General features: G+C 59.9%; 17 protein-coding genes. 9 read left to right on the top strand and 8 right to left on the bottom strand.

Going from position 1 to position 19,813, the window contains the following annotated elements:
* Window positions 1–333: 333 nt before the first annotated feature.
* Window positions 334–621 carry a hypothetical protein gene (locus AB8808_RS09740; RefSeq protein ID WP_369928884.1) on the bottom strand — a complete coding sequence of 96 codons (288 nt, stop codon included), beginning with the start codon at window positions 619–621 and terminating at the stop codon, window positions 334–336.
* Window positions 622–928: 307 nt separating this feature from the next.
* Here AB8808_RS09740 and AB8808_RS09735 point away from each other — a divergent pair, with 307 nt between their 5' ends.
* Window positions 929–2,155, top strand: coding sequence for a glycoside hydrolase family 30 protein (locus AB8808_RS09735; RefSeq protein WP_369928882.1), 1,227 nt, complete (start codon window positions 929–931; stop codon window positions 2,153–2,155).
* A gap of 234 nt (window positions 2,156–2,389) precedes the next feature.
* A protein-coding gene (locus tag AB8808_RS09730; protein ID WP_369928456.1) for an IS3 family transposase occupies window positions 2,390–3,498 on the top strand; the annotation gives its coding sequence in 2 pieces (ribosomal slippage) (window positions 2,390–2,651 and window positions 2,651–3,498; 1,110 coding nt in all).
* A gap of 80 nt (window positions 3,499–3,578) precedes the next feature.
* Here AB8808_RS09730 and AB8808_RS09725 read toward each other — a convergent pair.
* A complete protein-coding gene (locus AB8808_RS09725; protein ID WP_369928880.1) occupies window positions 3,579–3,935 on the bottom strand; it encodes a hypothetical protein in 357 nt (118 codons plus the stop codon).
* A gap of 11 nt (window positions 3,936–3,946) precedes the next feature.
* A complete protein-coding gene (locus AB8808_RS09720) occupies window positions 3,947–8,719 on the bottom strand; it encodes an RHS repeat-associated core domain-containing protein (protein WP_369928878.1) in 4,773 nt (1,590 codons plus the stop codon).
* Window positions 8,720–9,225: 506 nt separating this feature from the next.
* Here AB8808_RS09720 and AB8808_RS09715 point away from each other — a divergent pair.
* Entirely contained in the window at window positions 9,226–10,146 is a 921-nt protein-coding gene (locus AB8808_RS09715) for a class I SAM-dependent methyltransferase (protein ID WP_369928876.1), read from the top strand.
* 159 nt (window positions 10,147–10,305) lie between these two features.
* Window positions 10,306–10,506 carry an ester cyclase gene (locus tag AB8808_RS09710; protein ID WP_506193261.1) on the top strand — a complete coding sequence of 67 codons (201 nt, stop codon included), beginning with the start codon at window positions 10,306–10,308 and terminating at the stop codon, window positions 10,504–10,506.
* Here the strand turns inward: AB8808_RS09710 and AB8808_RS09705 are convergent.
* Window positions 10,445–10,708 (bottom strand): DUF3320 domain-containing protein, encoded by a 264-nt coding sequence (locus tag AB8808_RS09705; RefSeq protein WP_506193260.1) that lies wholly within the window; start codon window positions 10,706–10,708, stop codon window positions 10,445–10,447. The two genes, AB8808_RS09710 and AB8808_RS09705, sit on opposite strands and share 62 nt — an antisense overlap.
* 364 nt (window positions 10,709–11,072) lie before the next feature.
* Here AB8808_RS09705 and AB8808_RS09700 point away from each other — a divergent pair, with 364 nt between their 5' ends.
* Window positions 11,073–13,646 (top strand): TonB-dependent receptor domain-containing protein, encoded by a 2,574-nt coding sequence (locus AB8808_RS09700; protein ID WP_369928873.1) that lies wholly within the window; start codon window positions 11,073–11,075, stop codon window positions 13,644–13,646.
* Window positions 13,647–13,771: 125 nt separating this feature from the next.
* Here the strand turns inward: AB8808_RS09700 and AB8808_RS09695 are convergent, their stop codons facing one another.
* A complete protein-coding gene (locus AB8808_RS09695) occupies window positions 13,772–14,101 on the bottom strand; it encodes an SMR family transporter (protein ID WP_369928872.1) in 330 nt (109 codons plus the stop codon).
* Window positions 14,102–14,230: 129 nt separating this feature from the next.
* A complete protein-coding gene (locus AB8808_RS09690) occupies window positions 14,231–15,463 on the bottom strand; it encodes an MFS transporter (RefSeq protein WP_369928870.1) in 1,233 nt (410 codons plus the stop codon).
* Window positions 15,464–15,616: 153 nt separating this feature from the next.
* Between AB8808_RS09690 and AB8808_RS09685 the strand changes: the two genes are divergently transcribed.
* The gene (locus AB8808_RS09685; RefSeq protein ID WP_369928868.1) at window positions 15,617–16,165 is read left to right on the top strand and encodes a TetR/AcrR family transcriptional regulator; all 549 of its coding nucleotides are present in this window, start codon (window positions 15,617–15,619) and stop codon (window positions 16,163–16,165) included.
* A gap of 82 nt (window positions 16,166–16,247) precedes the next feature.
* Here the strand turns inward: AB8808_RS09685 and AB8808_RS09680 are convergent, their stop codons facing one another.
* Window positions 16,248–16,556, bottom strand: coding sequence for a hypothetical protein (locus tag AB8808_RS09680; protein WP_369928866.1), 309 nt, complete (start codon window positions 16,554–16,556; stop codon window positions 16,248–16,250).
* 195 nt (window positions 16,557–16,751) lie between these two features.
* The gene (locus AB8808_RS09675) at window positions 16,752–17,693 is read right to left on the bottom strand and encodes an aromatic alcohol reductase (RefSeq protein WP_369928864.1); all 942 of its coding nucleotides are present in this window, start codon (window positions 17,691–17,693) and stop codon (window positions 16,752–16,754) included.
* A gap of 97 nt (window positions 17,694–17,790) precedes the next feature.
* Between AB8808_RS09675 and AB8808_RS09670 the strand changes: the two genes are divergently transcribed.
* From AB8808_RS09670 to AB8808_RS09660, 3 genes are all read left to right on the top strand, one after another.
* Window positions 17,791–18,222, top strand: coding sequence for a winged helix-turn-helix transcriptional regulator (locus AB8808_RS09670; RefSeq protein ID WP_369928862.1), 432 nt, complete (start codon window positions 17,791–17,793; stop codon window positions 18,220–18,222).
* Between the two features lie 875 nt (window positions 18,223–19,097).
* Complete coding sequence (locus AB8808_RS09665; RefSeq protein ID WP_506193270.1) at window positions 19,098–19,349, top strand: serine aminopeptidase domain-containing protein; 252 nt, start codon at window positions 19,098–19,100, stop codon at window positions 19,347–19,349.
* Between the two features lie 11 nt (window positions 19,350–19,360).
* On the top strand, window positions 19,361–19,795 hold the full coding sequence (locus AB8808_RS09660; RefSeq protein WP_369928860.1) for a hypothetical protein: 435 nt from the start codon (window positions 19,361–19,363) through the stop codon (window positions 19,793–19,795).
* Window positions 19,796–19,813: the final 18 nt, after the last annotated feature.

The following is a 19,813-nucleotide window of genomic DNA, read 5'->3' as shown; positions in this document are numbered from 1 at the left end:
CACGGTAGGACTTGGTCTGGCAAGAATTCGATACGGCTCCATGCACTCGTCCCCCTCGTTTCTTCCATGGCCGTTTCGCAACGATTCTTTACTCGCCCATTGGCGATATTCAATCTTTCAATTTTTGGTGGCAGCGACGCCAGGGAACCTGGCACCGGGGACCGGTCACACCACAAACAGGAGTGGGCTCGACTGAATCTGCTCAGGTTATCGAGGCGTCTTCGCGATAGCCGTGAGTCAAGGTTGCCGGGGGGCGTATCGCACGGGCATGAATAGTCGTGGTCTGGCGACCAGCGAATGATCCTGCGGGGAATGGGATTGGCAGCCCCCGGTTCAAACCACGGATGGACGACGACCCGACATGAATCGCAAGAACTCAGGCCAATCGCCCGTCCCGGGATGTACCTTCGCTTGTCGAGCGATCGTTATGCCGAGTTGCGTAGGTATCCACACGCCGTAGCCGCAGCCGGCAACCAGATCCTTTTTCGACAGGCTCTCCAAGACGTCATCGACGACGCTGGCAGCCGGCGAGTCGCCAAACCCACACATCGAAGCGAGAACTTGCGCTTCTTGTCCGGTTAACGATTTGAAGTCGAGCGGATGAATACGTGATCGCTTCATGGAAGTTACCCACATGGAAGCGGCTTGCCGGATGACCCGGAAACTCGCCGTCCAATGCGTCCCCTTGGCTGCTTCTACGTGGCAGGAGCATAGCCAAACTCTCGCCAAACCACCTCACGCAAGGGGAGAGGTAGCGAGATATTGCGAAATCACGCGTTGACGCCTGTGCACGGCCAACAACGTTTGGAAGAACACGATCCATCTGAGTCACGCGTCGCACAATGCGAGAAACGCGGTTGTACACGTCATGGCGACCGTGTAGCTTCACGCCGAACCCTATTTTTAAGCGTGCAACACGCCAACGGAGATGAATATGACGCTACCCAAACTGGCGGGTACGCTAGCGGCCATAGCCGCTGCCATGCTTTCCATCGCACCCGTCCGGGCCCAGAACGTCACCATCGAACCGAGCCAGACCTACCAGACCATCGACGGGTTCGGCGGCATGAACGGGGCGGGATGGATATCGGATCTCAGTCCGGCGCAGGTCGACCTGGCTTACGGCAGCGGTGCTGGCCAGATTGGGCTGTCGATCATGCGCATGCGTATCGCACCATCCAACGCTGACTGGAATCAGCAGGTTCCATCCGCCATGCGTGCTCACGCGCTTGGTGCGAAGCTGCTGGCCACGCCCTGGTCTCCACCGGCCTACATGAAGTCGAACAACAGTCTCGGTAACGGGGGAAAGCTGCTGAAGCAATACTATGCAGCCTATACGAAGCACTTGTTGGATTTTTCGAACTACATGTCCTCGCAGGGAGCACCGCTTTACGCCATCTCACTGCAGAACGAGCCGGACTGGCACCCCGATTATGAATCGGCCGACTGGAACGGCGATGACTTCGTCAACTTCCTCAATGATCAGGGTTCCAACTTCAGCAAACTGAAGCTGGTGGCTGGTGAATCGTTGGGTTTCAACACCACGATCACCGACCCGCTACTCAACAGCGCGACGGCGGGTCGCTATGTTTCCATCATTGGCGGGCATTTGTACGGTACGCATCCGAAAGAGTATCCGCTTGCGCGAAGCAAGGGAAAACAGCTCTGGATGACCGAGCATTACGTCGACAATATCGACGGTAACGCCTGGCCGGACGCGCTGGATGTGGCCACCGAGTTACACGAAAGCATGCTGTCCAATTACAGCGGTTATATCTGGTGGTACATACGGAGAAGCTACGGTTTGATTGGTGAGAATGGCGTGGTCAGCAAGCGCGGCTATGTGATGGCCCAGTATGCTCGCTTCGTTCGTCCCGGTGCCGTACGCATTGGTGCTACCGCTCAACCCTATGCCGACATCGTTACCAGCGCCTACAAGTCGACGGATGGAAAGATCGTGTTGATCGCGGTAAACACGGGAACGCATCAACGCCAGTTGAAAATCGACGTTAAAGACGACAGGAATGGTGATTTCGTCAAGTATTCGACGTCGTCGAGCGTCAACGTGGGGTATGGTGGCAAGTACGTTCTGAGTGGCGGGCAGGCTTCGTTTTATGTCGAACCGCAGAGTGTTACGACGTTTGTGCAGGAGTGATACGCCAAGGACGCGCGATCTTGCCGCGGTCCAGGAAGCCACCCTGTCTGCCACGGTAAGTTTCGTTGTCGCCATGTGCCGCATATCCATCCTTCGTCGGCGTGGACACAACAATGACCAAGCCGTTGAGTGAGGCGTAGCGGCCATTCAGACCGAGGGCGTGTCGACTCCCCGTAAACTTACTCCAGACATAAACCGAGGTCTCCGGGCAAAATATCCCCAAGGAGACCCACGATGCGCAAGAGCAAATTCACCGAGAGCCAGATCGTTGCGACGCTGAAGCAGGTCGAAGGCGGCAGGCAGGTCAAGGACATGTGCCGGGATCTCGGCATTTCCGAGGCGACCTACTACACCTGGAAATCGAAGTACGGTGGCATGGAGGCGTCGGACGTTCATCGCCTGCGTGACCTGGAAGCGGAGCACAACAAGCTCAAGCGCATGTATGCGGATCTGGCGATGGAGAACCACGGGCTTAAGGATCTCATCGCAAAAAAGCTGTAGACCCGGCGCATATGCGCCCGCTCATCACCTGGCTGGTCGAGCAGCACGGATGGAGCGAGCGCCGGGCCTGTGAGGCACTAGGCTTCTCGCGATCTACGCTGCGCTACAAGGCTCGCCCTGATCGCGACGAGCCCGTCATCGGGCTATTAGCGGAGCTGGCTGAGCGATTCCCCGAGCGCGGCTTCGACAAGCTATTTCAGATCATCCGCCGGCGCGGTCTGCCGTGGAACCACAAGAGGGTGTGGCGCGTGTATTGCCAAATGCAGTTGAATCGCCGCCGACGCGGCAAGAAGCGTGTCCCGACGCGTCACCCGCTACCACTGGTGGCCGGCGAGGCGATCAACGGAAGCTGGTCCATCGACTTCATGTCCGACGCGCTGTGGGACGGCCGCCGCTTCCGCACCTTTAATGTCATTGATGACTTCAGTCGCGAGGCACTCGCCGTGGAAATCGATTTGAATTTGCCTGCGTCGCGTGTGATTCGCACGCTCGAGCGTGTCGCTGCATGGCGCGGATATCCATCAAAGCTTCGTCTGGACAACGGCCCGGAATTTGTCGCCCTGGCGCTCGCGGAATGGGCAGAACGCAAAGGCATCAAGCTCGACTTCATCGAGCCGGGAAGGCCGATGCAGAACGGCTTCATCGAGCGCTTCAACGGCAGCTTCCGGCGTGGTGTCCTCGACATGCACGTGTTTCGGAACCTGACCGAAGTACGCGAGCAGGCAGAGCTTTGGCTAGCCGACTACAACCGCGAGATACCGCACGACAGCTTAGGCGGGCTGACGCCCGCAGAATTCAGGCAGCAAAATGATCCGGCGACCTTGGGTTATGGTTGGCACTAACTAACGGGGGGTCGACAAAAGCTAATCTTAAAAAACGTTAGCAATCGTTTAGTGAGAAAGGTGACCATGTGACGTGCTCCCTAGCGCACGTTGTGTAAACAGCCGCGATCCCTAGCACGAAGACGTAGGATTTTGGCGAAAATAGACCAGGTTATCAGCGCCGCAAGAATTGAGTTCACTATGAGAAGGACAAAGAATCCGCCGGGGACATGCTGTACCAAATCATTGGGCTCGTGACCAAGCCACTTTACCAGGTGAGACACAATACCGAGGGGAAGCCCGAGAATTTCGCCAAAAGCACTGCTCCAGGCACCTGCGCAGTTCGTGCGTGTCTCGCAAGCTAAATGGCTCATCACCACAACAAAGCTCAACACGAAGTGGACTACAGCCAAAGCGGCGATGATGAAAACGGATTGCTGTCTGGATATCGATTTCAACGACCTACTCCTCAGTTCGCGCGTGGGTTGAACCTTCCGGGATCATTATTATTGGAGATTCGCATGTCGACAGGGATGGTGGGCCCGACTGCATTTGCAGTAGGGTGAAGCCCTCCCGCGCGAAGAACGTTAGCAGCATAGTCGCCACAGTTGTTCCTAGTTGCGCTATAGGAATCATTGATGTGATCCCGTGCCCAAGTATTCATGAGGATGTCTTGGAGAGGTTGTGTCCTATAGCCCTGTTGCTCGTTATACGCTTGCGAAATGGTCATGGGGGCACCAATGCGATTGGTGTAGGAGGTCAATGAGCCCTCGAGGTCCTGGAGTGTCGCAAATCGCAACGTCGTCGTCATCTGAACCCCATTTTCAACCCCGCTCTCCTGGTAGAAAGTCCATCCATGGTTATCGTCACCGACAGCTACGGCAGCATGTCCACCATAATATCCGGACATAAGTTCAACAGTTCTGGTGTTGACTAGGAGAACAGTGTCCAGCCCCGTCGGATCCGTTCCCGTCAGCGGATTACTATGGGTGTAACTGTAGGTCGAGGCGCCACCTGCAAGCCCAATCGGATCACTCTGGAGGTACCGGCCGATGGCCGCATCAAACGTACGGTTGAGGTTGTACTTCATGCCTGCCTCGCCATCTGCGTACTGGCCTGGCAGGCGTAGATTCAAAACGTACCCGGTGCTGGAGTTCGCTCTGTTCTCGCTAAAAGGATTTAGTGAATAAGGGAGGTTCCAGATGACCACACTAGTTCCCGACGAGACCGCCCTAGGCGTTCCCAGACCGTCGGCGGTTACGAAGCCAACGGACGTGACCGGCCCAGTGTCAACGACGGCCAGCGGAACCCCACCAACCGATACGTAATCGCGCTGCGTCGACCCCGATGCCTCGGCCATCAAACGACTGCCATTGTCGTAAACAAAGCGTGTCGTGGTGGCGCCTGCCGTCTTGGCGACGCGCTCCTCGAGGGCGTTGTAGAGATACGTTCCTGTGGTAGTGCCGGCAACCTGGACGCTCGTCATTCGGCCCCGGCCGTTGTAAACGTAGGTGGTCGTCGTGCCGGCAGACACGTTCCCCGTCGTGCTTCCGTTGGCGTCGTAGGTGCGCGACGCCGTTCCCATGTTAGTGAGCCAGTGCGTGCCGGCCTTGTACTTGTAAGCCCCAGTGTAAGACCCTGGCGCCGTTTTGCTCAAACGGTCGCCGGTCTGGTTATAGGTGTACGCCTCGATGACCTTGCCCGAGCCGTCCTTGACGGTGGTAAGGCGATTCAGCGCGTCGTACACATAACTCGCGGTACCTCCACCCAACTCGGAGACACCGGTGACATTGCCGACGGCATCGAGGACAAAATGCAGCTCGAGCGCTGGCGACACAACGTCCGTGACCCGGTAGTTGGCGTCATAGGTCCGGACCACGGACTGGTTGTTGCCGAGAACGTACTGCTGCACGGGACCGAACGGCAGCCACTTGATGCTGGAGGCGACCGTCAGTGTGGACCCGCCGGGCGCCGGCGTATAGGTCACGCCGGTGACCTGCCCCAGACTGTCCCGTCCATAGGCCACGACGGCACCACCGGGGCGGGTCTCGCTCTGAATGCGGTCAGCCTTGGTGTAGACGTAGTGGATGGCGTCCGTCACCGTACCCTGCGTCTGGCGCTTGTCGGTCACGTTGCCCCGGCCGTCATAGCAATACGACGTTGTCACCCCCGTTTCGACCATGCGCGTCAAGCGCCCGATAGGCGAGGAGGCCGTGCACCCCGTGACCGAATTGGCTTCGTCGTAGTGGTAGGCGACATTAAGAGATGTGTCCGTAAACGATGCCGACGTCGCGCGACCGAGCGCGTCATGGGTGTAGGTGGTGACCACGCCCTTTGCGTCTGTCTTCGTCAGGCGATTGCCCGCCGCATCGACCGTAAACGCAGTCGCGCCCGTGTCGGGACTATTGACGCCGAGCAGGTCGCCGAAGCCATTACGGTCGTAGAGGGTGTTGAAGGCCGCCGGATCACTGATGCCGGTCACGTTGTCCAGGGCATCGAAAGCGGTCGCCAGCTGCGTATTGGCCGTAGAGGTGGAAGTCCCGTTGAAATCACCGACGGAACTGACCAGACGATTGAGCCCGTCGTAGCTGTTCCGGGTAGCCGTACCCCGTGCGTCCTTGGCGCCCACGAAGTTGCCATCGGCGTCGTAACTGCCCGTCGCCGTCGCATCGAAGACCACGTGACCGAGGCCGCCCGTCACCGAGACCAGCTGGCCCAGCGCGTTGTAGGCCCGCGATATGGACCGGCGTAGCGTGCTCGACGAATCGAAGGTTTCTTCCTTGGTGGGGTTCCCCGCTGCATCGAGTGTGTAACGGATGAAACTGCGGTCCGCCCGCGATACGTTCGTCAGGCGGTTGGCGAGGTCGTACTGGAGGTTCAGCGTGACCCCGTCGGGGTCGGTGACCTGCTGGAGCAGCCGGCGATAGCCATAGCTCAACGTGATCGTTGCATCGCCCGATGACGAGGTTCCATCCGCATTGGCCCGCACGATTCTCGACGCCAGCTGTCCACCCGCGTTATAGGCAAGGTCAGCGATGACGCCATTGGCGTCCTTGATGCGGGTTGGCCTCCCGCCGCCGTTGTAGGTCACATACGTCGTGACGTGGCCTGCCTCGTCCGTGATGGTCGAGACATCGCCCATCTTGTGACACGGACCGCCGTAGACGGTGCAGCCGCTCTCGTCGGTGGTCATGTAATAGGCGAAGCGGCGCACATCGGTGATGTCCGTACGTGGTCCGTCGATGGTCAACGCAAGGCCGACTAGCGGGCAGGTGGTCGTATTCACCGCATCACACCACGTGTGGAGTATCTGGCGAATGCCTTTCGGGGCGTGGGCCTGACTGCCACAGGTGTAGTTCGCGGTCACGGACGGGTCAATCACGCACTCGGCGGTGACCTGACCCCGGGCGTTGTAGGCCCAGGCATTCTTGACCACCACATTGCCCTTGGCATTGGAGACGGCACGCGTCAGCGGCAGGCGCAACGTCGTGTCCCAGGTCGTGCTGGTGTTGCGCTGGGCATCCGTGCCGACGGCCTCACTGGTGTGGACCAGCAGCCCGTTGGCGTCATAGGTCATCTGGGTCGTGTTGCCCCGGAAATCGGTCATCGACGCCGGGAATCCAAGGCTGTCGTAGGTGCGCGACTTCCAGCGCTGGCCGCAGTCCGGCCCACAGGGCGTATCGAGGTCCGTGACCCGACCGACGCCCGCGACCGTCGACACGCCAAGTGTCACCGTATTGCCCAGCGGGTAGGTGATGGTCGGTGCAGCGCCATCGTGGTAGGTAACTTTCGTCGCGCCGACGTTGCCCGTAAACGACGAGCTCGTCGCGCGGCCCTGGCTGTCGTAGGTCACACTTTCGTAATTGCCAATAACGTCATAGATGCTGGTGAGAAGGTTAACAGGTGCACCATCGCCGACGCTCCCCTTCTCGTTGTAACCGTAATACTTGATATTCTGGCTACCATAGGCAGCGTACATGCGTGCATACGAATCGTTGTAGTCGAAGCTTGCCGTCGTCCCGTCCGGGAATTTCAGAGAGCGCAGGCGATAGTGGGAATCGTAAGCAAAGGTGATCGTCCTTCCCTTCGAGTCTGTGACCGAGGTCAGCAGCACGCCGGAGACGGTAGGAGTCGAAGATGTCGTGTAGGCCAGCGTGATGCCCTGCCCGTCCTGGCCCGTTACCGACAAGAGTGTGCCCCGCGTGTCGTAGATCTCGGTCTGGCGCACACCACCCACGAAGAAAGTGTAACCGGTCACGTTGCCGGCAGCGTCCTTGACCACGGCAAAGCGGTCGCCCGGCGTCGTGCCAATCCAACCGTCACCGCTTGGCCGGAAGGTCTCCTGCTTGCCGTCCGGGCGCAGCGCGGTCACCGATGTGGCCGGGGACCCGTTGATGACGAGCGAGCGGTCGAAGGAATGACGCCAGTGGAACCCCATGTGAGCGGGCACCATGGCCTGGCTGCTGTTGTAGAAACGGCGGAACGTCAGGTAGTCGCCGCCATCGAAGTCGTCTTCCTGCAGGAAGAAATTACCCGTCGACGCATCGATCGGATCACCCACGTGTGCAGCGCCGAGCTTTTCGGCGCAGGACGAGCCGTCCGCGTTGCCCGACGCACCGCCGCCGCTGCCCGGCCCGTTCTTCATGCTGCCCATGCCGCCATCGCAGGGAGCGCCACTGCCAAGTGCGGCGGCCGCCTGGCCGCCATAGTGGCTGATGGTCATGCTTCCGCCCTGACAGGTCGGTGAGGTCCATGGGCCGGCGAAGGCGGAGCCGTCTGCCGAGAGCGTCATCGTCAGAGTGATGAGGCAGGGCGAACTGCTCGGGTCGCCCTGCTCAAGGATGGCCTGATCGGCAATCGTCATGGTGTTGCCGGACACGGTGCCGGAGACCGAGGTCTTGAACCACTTCTGGCCACTTCCGCCGGGAACGGTCAGGCGCGTGCCGGTGACATTACCGCTGGCGTCCTGGGAGAGGGTGACTTCCTCCGTCCAGGCGTCCGCGACGGAATCGTACGGGGACTTCAGGTTCCCGTACCAGACGCCGGTAACGTCAGGTGCAGGAGCTTCTACCTGTTGCGCAACGTTTTGCTTGGCAGAAGCCGCGGCAACACTACTGGCTTGGCCGTTCCGCCCCGTCTGCGCTATTGCGCTCTGCCATGGGGCCATCGCGACGCCGATCACCACAACCAAGGCAATAGCTTTAGCGAAAAGCCTATTCCTAAACTCATGCCGATTCAGCATGGCCGCATCCTTACGCTTGAAAGGTGCGCGAAGGGTACAGGCTTTGACATAGCGAATGTTCGGCGGCGAAGTCGTAGGAGTTTTCCTACAATGACTTCAGGCGTCAGCATGTACGTACTAACGATTACTCGTGCATCAAGCAGGTTTTGCCGCCTGCAGGTACTTTGCCTTGAGCAGGCATTTGCCCTTACAAGCTCAGTCGAGGCACCGTACAGACTCATAGCCATGCACGCGTCGTAAAATTTGTGACGGTGATCACGTTTACCAGTGTCGCGCTTACAGCATGCACAAACCAAGCATCTTGCACGGGACGGAGCGTACAGAGAACTGGACGACTGGATTGTCTTGGTGTTTTTCGTCGTCGGCGTTGTCTCGCTGATTGGGGTGGTGGTTGATGGCATTGCGGCACTCCGGTCGTGATGTCCAGCTCAGTCGCCTGCGGCTTGATCTGCCGGCCCCGGCCCGTAATGATGGCCCGCTTGTGCACCGTAAAAGACCACTCGGCCATGTCAAGCAAAGAAACATTGGGGGCAGCTCTCCAGGCACTTGCCCTTGGTCGCCACACCGACGCTTCCACATTGCTCAAGGCCGCGCACGGGCTGCGCATGGCCCATGCCCTGCTGGCTCTCATAGGGTCGGACGCGCCTACGGGCGCATACGACCACGCCAAGGCATTTGAAGCATTTATTCGAAGCGGCGGCAATGTTGCGCTGTACAAAGCGGTGAGTTGCTTCCTCGCCGGGGCCTACGATCGCCACGGCCCCGTCTCCCTCCTGGATATCGGGGTCGGCGACGGGCTGGCACTCATCCCTGCCCTCGCACAGACGACCAATGCACTGAAAGTCATTGATGTCGTAGAACCCAATGCTGATCTACTCCGCAGCCTTTCCCAACGCCTTGAGCTGCACGCGACGCATGCGGTGGGATTTGAAGCATTCGCGGAAGACCTTTCAGACGATGACCGGTGGGACATGGCGCAGTCCACGTTTGCCCTGCAGTCGGTTTCCCCGGACGTCCGCAAAGACGCGCTGCGGCGTCTGGCGACCCACGTCGACGTGTTGGTGGTTGTCGAGTTCGACCTTCCCGTGCATGAGGCACGGAGTGAAGAACTCTACCGATCACTGGCGCGCCGCTACGAGCAGGCAGCCCAGGAATGCGGAGAAGACGCCGCCCTTGTAGCCGCCGGTTTTCTCGGGCCGATGCTGTTGGGGCAGCTCAGTGCTTCCACACCGTCGAACTGGGAGCAAACAGCAGGCGCCTGGGTAGATGAGCTGACATCGTGCGGCTTTACGGACATTGTCGTCGAGCATATCCATGACTACAGCTGGGCGCCGGCGGTGGGCATCACGGCGCGGGCGGTAAACGCTTCGGTCTCTCTCCCTTCGACGGCCGACGCTACGACACACCGGCCAACGCGACATCCGTAAGCAAGTAATCGATCGATAACCGTCAGTGTCCCGAGGACTTGGAGAAAACCAACGCGGCTTGTTGCCACGAAGACGGAAACAGCCCGGTTCACAGCAAGGGTATCCGGCCAATGATACCGTCTTCATCTCGTGCCCGAATTGCGCGTCGCTGAGCCTCCCATGCTGGCAGTCCGACTGGCATTTGACTGCACGCCCGTCGGCGACTTTCTTGGCCTACCCATCCATGGGAAGCGCGTCGCCTTCGCGGAGAACGTCATCTACGCCTTCGAGAGCGGAAGGATCCGTGAGGTCTGGTCCGTCATTGACAAGGATGCCATTGAGGCTCAGCTACATGCGGATATAAGGGCTCCAGGCCGCTGAAAAACAAGCGGTGCCGTCGTCCATCGCTACACCGGGCAGGGTGAGCGGCACACCCATCCTGCATCACGTAGTTCTGGCGTACCGCCACATCACTAGTTTTTTCCACCGCTTCCTGAATGCGGCTGCCAGCGCGCTTGGCACCCCATGCGTCGCGGATGTGAACTATGACCTCATCGGTATGCACGGGCCCCTCGATGCGCACGACATCCACCTCGAGTTGGGCGAGGATGCCGGTCGGGGGCTCGTGGATTTCCTCGGTCCGGTGCGCTGGCCGTGCGGATTCGCTTCCACGTAACGGTCAAAAGCGAAGTCACCCTCTTCCGCCCTCGCCTCACGCTCGATGGCGGCGGCCGCGTCTGCCTGCTCCCTTGATAGGACCTCTTCGGCGACACGCTCGTCGAACGCGGCGCGTGCCGCATCGATCTGTCGGCAGACCCGACGTTCCAAAAACCTCTTGACCGCCCGGTGTGGACCGAGCCGGCCGCATGGCGGACGGATGTGTCCGCTGGCCTGGAGCACGACAGATCCGCAAGGCACTTTTCACGGGGCGAGTCCACGCCATGCGCATGCCCATGACGCTGCGGCCTCGCTTGACTACCCAACTTGCCCAATGTCCACGAATTGACACATCGGGCCGTCATAGTTCGCGCCGCGGCCCCTCGTCCGAGCGGCCGCCGCCCGTCCATCACTTGTTTCAGGCCGATCGCACCGGTCGTTTAGACATACCAAAGGCCTCACGCATGAAATTCATCCATCGAGGACACATCGGTCTCCTTTTGCTCGCCACGACCACGCCGACGCTCGCCATGGCTACCGAGCCGTCGAGCAGCGACGTCACACCCCAGGTGTCGCAGGAAGATCACGGCGATGCCACCCCGGCGAAGCCGGCGAACGACCACGAAGGACCGAAGGCCAGCCAGTTGGACGCCGTCCAGGTCACGGGCAAGGCCGTAGGTTTCACCAACACCCAGATCCCGAAGGATGTCCTGAAGTTCGAGCCACCGCTCAGCAGCGTCACCGACGCGGTCAACATGGCACCTGGCGTAAACATTACCCAGGGCGGCGTGTTCGACAGCGACGACTACTCCACGGGTATCACGTTGCGAGGTTTTACCCAGGACCAGTTGGGCTTCACCATCGACGGCCTGCCGAACGGATCCGCCGGCTATGGCGGTGGCTCGAAGCCGAACCGCTTCCTGGACAGCGAGAATCTGGGCGCGGCAAGCGTGTCGCAAGGCACGGCCGACATCGGCTCGCCGTCCCTGCAGGCGCTGGGAGGCACCCTGAGTTACGTGTCCAACGACCCCGCCAAGGTGGCCGGCGTACGGGTTGATGAGTCGATCGGTCAGTGGAACGCGAAGCGCACGTTCGCGCGCTATGACACGGGCGCTCTGTTCGGCGGCAGTACCTATGGCTATATCAGCTACTCCACCACGCATAACGACCGCTGGATCGGCCATGGCCAGGCGGACAATGGGCATACCAGCCGCGACCACGTGGACGCCAAGCTGGTCACATACGCCACCGATCGCCTGACGATCACTTCGCGTGTGTCGTGGGACAACAGTTACGAAAACAACTACAACAGCGTCACCAAGGCGCAGTTTAACGACGATCCGAATTACGATTTCTTGACGACCCGCTGGACGGGAGACCCCAACACCGATCAGCAATACGTCAATGCATGGAATACCAAGCGCAAGAATGGGCTAGCGGGCGTCAAGTTCGACTATCAGGTCAATGACGATGCAGATGTCAGCTTCTATCCGTACTACCATTTTCAGGAAGGCTACGGCGGTTGGATGCCTCCCTATCAGCTCTACGCGAGCGATGCCGACGGCGGGCTGGTAAATCGGTATCCCGCCGAGGGCGCCGACTTCGTGGACGCGTATTATCGTTCCCCGGATGGCACGGCCCTGGCCCAGCCCAAAGGTTGCGCCAATCCCTACGACGCCAGTTGCTATCCCGCCGGTTCAAACCCGATCAACAGCTTCCGTGCGAGCACCTACAAGAACAACCGATACGGGTTCCTGTTGAACGGCCATTGGGATATCGGCGGCAACCATCTGTATGCCGGTACCTGGCTGGAAGACCAGGACCGCCAGGCCGGACGCAAGTGGTACGCCGTGCTCGATACGGCGGCCTCATGGCATTACGCGGGAAAGCCCTATTTCCTGCAGTTCGACGACAAACTGAAGACGGATACGCGCAAGCTCTTTCTTCAAGACAACCTGACCCTGGGTCCGATCGACGTGTCCCTCGGCGTGAGCAAGTACCTCGTGAACATCTCCGGCGACGACCTCATCGCTGGCAACCGTTTTGCCGAGAAGGATTTCAATTCCGACATCCTGCCGTCGGCCGGCGCCGTCTGGCACATCGATCCGCATTCGCAGGTCTATGCCAGCTATACCAAGAACTACGCACCTCCCTCGGACAGTGTCGTACAGGCGGCCGACGACGGCACCGACATCCGCTCGGTGAAGCCGGAGACCTCGTCAAACATCGACCTCGGCTATCGCTACCAGACCGATAGGTTGCAGGCCAGCATCGCCCTCTACCACGTCCGCTTCGCCAATCAGATCAACGAGATCACGCCTGAGTCCGAGTACACCCGCATCAATTACACTGTGGGCACCGAGGGGACCTACATCAACGTCGGCGGCATCGAATCCAAGGGCATTGAAGGACTGCTCAACTGGAGCATCGTCCCCAAGGCGCTCGATCTTTACGTATCGGCGACGCTCAACCATTCCACCTACCTGCAAAGTATCAACGGCACAGAAAAGGGCAACAAGGTCACGGGCCAGCCGGGACGCATGCTCGGCGTGGGCCTGACTTATCACAACGATAACTTTCACGCCGGACTTTCCGCCAAGTACGTAGGTGATCGGTACGGCACCCTGGATAACAGCGAGAAGATGAGTCCCTACACCGTCTTCGATGCAAACGTCGGCTACCACTGGGATCTTGCCGGAAAGCACGCCTTGGGTTCCTGGCTGAAATCGATGGACTTCAGCCTCGCCGTCACCAACTTCACCGACAAGCGTTACCTGGCAACGCTCGGCGACGACTCCACGCCCGGCTACTATTACATCGGCGCCCCTCGCACCGCCGTGCTGACGGTGTCGGCCCAATTCTGAAGCGAGGCTCAGTGCGCGCGCCACGCGTGCTTTCAGAAAAAAAAGGAGGGGGCGACCAGCCGCCCCCTCCTCCGTGAACCACCGACGCTCGCGACGTCCGTAAGCAAGTGATCGATCGATAAGCTTCAGTGTCCCGAGGACTTGGAGAAAACCTGAATCACGAGGACGCCGGACAGGATCAGTGCCATGCCACAGATCGCAGCCGCATCGAGATGCTGCCTGTAGATAACCCAACTTATAAGCCCGATCAGGACGATGCCGACCCCGGACCAGATCGCATAGGCAACTCCGGCGGGCATGGTCTTCAGGGTCAACGAGAGGAAGAAGAACGTGACGCCGTACGCCAGCAGCGCGGCGAGGGTGGGCCAGAGCTTCGACATGCCATTCGAGGCCGTCAGGAGCGTCGTCCCGATGACCTCACCGACAATGGCGACGAGTAGATAAATGTATTGCATGGCTTTTCCTGGTAACGCCTTCCGTGCTGGCGGTCCGCTTGGCATTTGACTCTACACCCGTCACCGGCCGAAATCGATGCACTGATGCGTGACTTGAGCGGATTGCACGCAAGCGTAGACGCAGTTTGGTCAATGCGTCGCCTGCAGCTTGCCCACAGGCTGGGTACCGTCGTGTGCCCAGCGTGCCGCTGTCGCCGCCATGAGCAGCGCCAGTACGCCGCCAACCACCATGGCGCTCGACACACCCAGGTGATCGACGGCCACGCCGCCGATGAGCGCGCCACTGGCCAGTGCAATCTGCACGGTCGAGACAAACACGGCGCCACCGCTTTCCATGGCATCCGGCGCCGCCTGGAAGATCCAGGTCTGTACCGACATCGGCATCATGCCGAAGGCCACGCCCCACACCGCGATCGACAGCGACGCACCAGGCAAGCCGTAACCCAGTAACGGCAGGCCCAGCATCGACACGCCCAGCAGAACGCCGGTGGTTATCAGGCCCGCCTGTACGCTGCGGGAAAGGATCTTGCCGCCGATGACGTTGCCCGCCAGGCCAGCCGCGCCATAGACCAGAAGCAGCGTGCTGATGGTCTTCGGGTTGAGCAGGGTTACCTGGGCAAGGAACGGCGTGATGTACGTGTACGCGGCGAACTGGCCCGTGAAAACGAGCACCGTGATGTAGATGCCCAGCCGTGCTTTCGGCACACGCAGTAGCTGAGGCAGGTGGTTGAAGGTCACGCTCTGCTTCGCCGGTAGCGAGGGCAGCAACCGCATTTGCGTCAGCAGCACCAGCACGGCAACCACACCGCCAGCCTCGAAGGCACTACGCCACCCGAAGAGATCGCCAAGCAGCGCGCCCGCGGGAACGCCTGCCACCGTTCCGAGGGAGACACCCGCGAAGACGATCGACAGTGCCCTCGCCTCCGATCCCGGCGCGAGTCGCGTGCTCAGCGCCGGTCCAAGTGCCCAGAACCCACCCACACCGATGCCGAGCAGCGCGCGGCCGACGAGCACCCATGAGAACGAATGAGAAAACGCGACAATCAGGTTCGACACGAGCATCGTGGCAGTCAGACCCCACAGCACGTAGCGTCGGTCGGTCTTGCCGATGCCCACGGTCACCAGGACAGCCGCCAGTGCCGCGACCAGGCCCGGCCCGGTGACCATCATGCCGGCCACGCCTTCCGTCACGCCCAGTTCGGCGGCGATGGCCGGTAGCAGGCCGACAGGGAGGAATTCCGTCGTCACCAGCGCAAACGCGCCGATCGCGATCGAACTCACGCCTGGCCAGGGGGAGTGATGGACAGCGGAGGACGGCTGCGCCTCGCCCACCGGACGAGGCATATCGGTATGATTTTTCATGGGATTCTTAGAAGTTGAATTTCTTACTGATCGGTAATAATCTAGAGCTCAACCTCTTCTGTCAATCATTTTTTATCGATCGGTATGAAAGATCCCACTCGAAAAACGGGACGGCCGCGAACCTTCGATGCGGATACCGCCCTCGATAACGCCATGAAGGTGTTCTGGCAGAAGGGCTACGAAGGCAGCTCGCTACCCGAGTTGACCGAAGCCATGGGCATGAACCGGCCCAGCATGTACGCCGTGTTCGGCAACAAGGAAAACCTTTTCCGACTCGCGCTCGAACGGTACGGCGTCATCCACGATCCCCTGCTTGACGCCGCGCTCGAGGAACCCACGGCGCGCGGCGTGGTGGAGCATCTGTTGCGCGGTAATGCGCATACCTTGACGGGAGAAGCCACGCCACGTGGCTGCATGGTGATCAATGGCGCACTCGCATGCAGCGATGATGCGCTACCGATTCGCCAGTCGCTGATCGATCGCCTCGCCGCGGCTGAGGTCCGTCTGCGCGCTCGCTTCGAGCGAGCCAGGGATGAAGGCGATCTGCCGCCGGATCTTTTGCCTGAGCAGGTGGCAAAGCTTGTCACGACCACGTCGAATGGCATAGCTGTACAGGCCGCGGCCGGCGCTACATGCGAGCAGTTGCAGGGGGTGGTCGATATGGTGTTGCGCAGCTTTCCGTCTGTCTCGCTGAGCAAGTGATCGTGCCGCGCCGGATCTTTACCGTTGAGGCATTCTCGACTGTTACCACGATGACCTTGACTGAGTTGCCATGCGTTCTTCCTTAACGAATAAAGAGGAGAACGAATAAACCCAATCCAGCGGCGATTCCGACGACCGATTCGACCAAGAACCACGTCCCATCAGGGTTCTTAGCTTCGCGAAGTCGCTGCATCATGGCGAACGCCGAAACATTCGGTCCAAATAATTTCTGGTAACGGAAGTAGATGCGCCAACTGGCGATACCACATCCCGCCATGACGATCGTAAATACCAGATGCAACACATTCAGAGCATTCTTGAAACCTGAACTTGTACATGAGTGTTCGGCAAGGACAGTCAAAGAGCAAAGTCGTGCGAAGGTTAAATCCATAATCGCTTCTTGCAGATTATTCCAACGGTAGAAATTTGGTCATGACTGCCCCGCTTTCCGATCTATATACCGACTACCTCGCCTGCCTCAATACGCAGGATTAGGACAACCTCGATCACCTATAAGCGATCCTGTATCTGGTGCGACCGCACGGCTGACCACCGAGTTCTTCCGAACCCGGCAGCGTGTCGTTTCTCACTTACTCGCGAGATGTTCACGAGCCCACGCTTCGGCTGTGATCACCGGGATGGAATGCGTTGCGTTGAACGTTCCCGCCTTCGGCCAGGCCACCCCTCTTCCCTGAGCAAATACGGCTCGATATTTCTTGATGTGGTGAGTGGGATCCTTCGCCAGCTCGTCCATCAGGTGGGGCAACGTCCAGACGTTTTGCGTGAAGGGACGGCCCAGGACACGCTCCAAGATACCCGCGACCTCCCCGTAAGTCAGGGTGTCACCCGACAGGTAGACAATCTCGTTCCGGAACCGGGGCTCAAAGAAAACAATTTCTGCCGTTAGCACGCCGATATCGTCGGGCGTGGTGAGGGTCACGCTGGTCTCAGGACTACCGAGGGCGTTGACCGTGTCATTCGCGAAGTCAACCACCCCAAACACGGGCTCGAACAAAAAGCTGGTGAACATGCCTGTCGAGATGATCACCCACTCGGTCTTGTCCTGGGAGCGGAGCAGCTCGCGCACATCGAGCTGGGCATCAAACAGGTCCTGCGGGCTGTCCCGACCAATGACTTCGAAGTCCACGCCAAACTGCCACGGAAAATAGCGCTTTATCCCAGATTTAAGGGCAGCCGTGGCGAGCTTCATGGGCGTCTCCGGGCCCGCGACCATGCCGGCGCAACCGACGACGGTGTCAAAGCGGGAGAAAACCGTCGCGAGCTGATCAACCGTGTCATTGACGAGGTCGGCGGCGACCATCTGGACGCCTAGCCCTTGGAGTTCGTCAATCTCCGACTTTTTCCCAGGGTCGCTGGTGTGGATGGTCGAAGCTCGCAGAAGGACGCTGACAGTGGACCCGGGCGCCCGCTTGGCCACCGCTGCGAGGTTGCGTAGCACCGGGAAGCCAAGCTCACCAGCGCCAAGGACTAGGATGGATTGAGGAGGCAGGGATTTGATGTCGCTCATCGGGATGACGGAGACCTGTGCTTGTTAAGATGCACAAATGCTTTCACGATTTGCGACGCCTCGTAAGAAGGCACACGCGTGATCCCAGGAGAGAAAGATGACCGATGAACAAACTCTCTACGACGCCGAGGCGGTGTGCCGGACCCTGGGGGACGACGAGGACGGCATCAGACGGGAGGTGCTTACCCACGCAGGCAGCCGCTGGGCATTAGGCATCCTCCACGCCCTGGGCGTGAACGGCAGGATGCGCCACGCGGCGATCAGGAGACAGATGACCGGAGTGACCCAGCGCATGCTGACCAAGACCTTGCGCGCCATGGAGCGCGATGGCTTGGTCCGCCGGCATGAGTATGGTGAGGTCCCGCCCCGTGTGGAATACGAGTTGACACTCTTGGGCATGGGGCTACTGGTCCGGATGTCGCCCATCTGGACCTGGGTGGTCGAAAACGCTGATGCCGTCCGTGAAGCCCGTGCGGCCTTTGACAGCCAGGAAGGATCAATGTCGCCTTGGCAAATTCCTGGACGTTGATGCCCTGGCCGAGGCACCCCGCTTTCAGTAGCGGTCCGACTTGATTCGAGATTAAGGTAACTGTTTCGCGTAAGTAGCGGGAGTCAACCCGTCGAGTGGTTCGGCTTGCCAGGCTCGATCAGGCGCAGCTATACGCTGCGCTCGTGTGCCCATGCGACCATGCCCTTGCTACAGAAATTCTTTCCGTTATTGCTGCGAATGATCTTCGACAGGCCCAAAGTGGCGGCCAGGCGGTCCATCGTGCACATCAGACTGAGCGAACGGGAACTGGCTGCGCGATATCAAAGCACGGGAAGGTCGCAACCTTACGCTGAGAGGTCGGCTGTTTCGACGACCACCTGCCACGGATCGTTACCGATTCAATCAGGCAAAACGTCCCTATTGGGATAGCTTTCACCTAACGGCATGCGCGGCTGGATGATCCTGGCGAGGCATCCGCAAGGGGTAACGCGTGCGCGAGCCATGACATTCGGCATGCGTGTCAAGGAACACGATTCCTTACGATCTCATCTAACTGCATAGCGCAGACAGGGGGATTTTTCATGATGATATTCGTCGCTTTCATCGCAGGCCTTTTGCTTCCTTCGCAAGGGGAGGCAGCGCCCACGCCCCCAGCCACGGCGGCGCCAGATTCAGCGCTCGAGGTCTATGCCAAGCCGCAGAGGCTCGTCGCCCTTGCGGGTGGGCGGCGGATGAACGTTTATTGCATAGGCACGGGTTCGCCGACGGTGATCCTCGAGGGCGGGCGGACAGCCAACACGTCATCGTGGCGCAAGGTCCAGGCACCGTTGGCGGAGAAAACGCGCGCGTGCAGCTAAGATCGCGCGGGCTACGGCTTCAGCGACGCTGGCCCCCAGCCACGCACGGCCCAGGCGATCGTCAACGACCTCGCGAGTACGCTCAAGGCCGCAGACATCCGCGGCCCGTACATCCTGGTTGCCCATTCGCTGGGCGGGCTGAGTGCCAGGCTCTTCGTGGACCAACATCGCGCAGATGTCGTTGGACTCATCCTCGTCGCCCCCGCCGTCGAGTACCAGGACCGGGACTTCGCCAAGGTATCCGCGGCGAAGGATAAATCCGAGAATGAGTTCGAGGCAAACGTGAAAAGACCTGCGCACAGGCAGTGATCGACGGAACGATGACTCCCGAACTGCCACAGCGACCCTACTGCATCGATGGCCCGAGCAAGTCCCTCCCCGCTTCGGTGAATGCTGCGCACCTCGCATCGCAGTCGACCGCCACCTACCAAAAGGCTGCTGTTTCCGAGTTGACCCAATTCGACGGTGCCAGCTCCGAACAGGTTGCCAAGAGCCGACATGACTGGGGTGATCTACCGGTCATCGTGCTGAGGGCCGAGAACACCCAGAAGGATCCCGATCTTTCCAAGGCTGATCAGAACGCGCTAACCAATTCGTGGTGGGCCATGCACGAGCGCATTGCAAAGCTATCTACTCGCGGCGAAAACCGCCTTGTGCCCGCAACGGGTCATATGATTCCTTCGCAGCGCCCGCAGGTCGTGGTCGACGCGGCGGTGAGCATGGTTGTGGAAGCGCGTAAGGGGCGCGCGGAATAGAGCGGCGCCTGGCTTTGG

Source organism: Xanthomonas sp. NCPPB 2632, assembly GCF_041228075.2.
GTDB lineage: Bacteria > Pseudomonadota > Gammaproteobacteria > Xanthomonadales > Rhodanobacteraceae > Luteibacter.
Note: the sequence above shows the minus strand (reverse complement) of the source record. Positions and strands in the feature narration are given on the sequence as shown.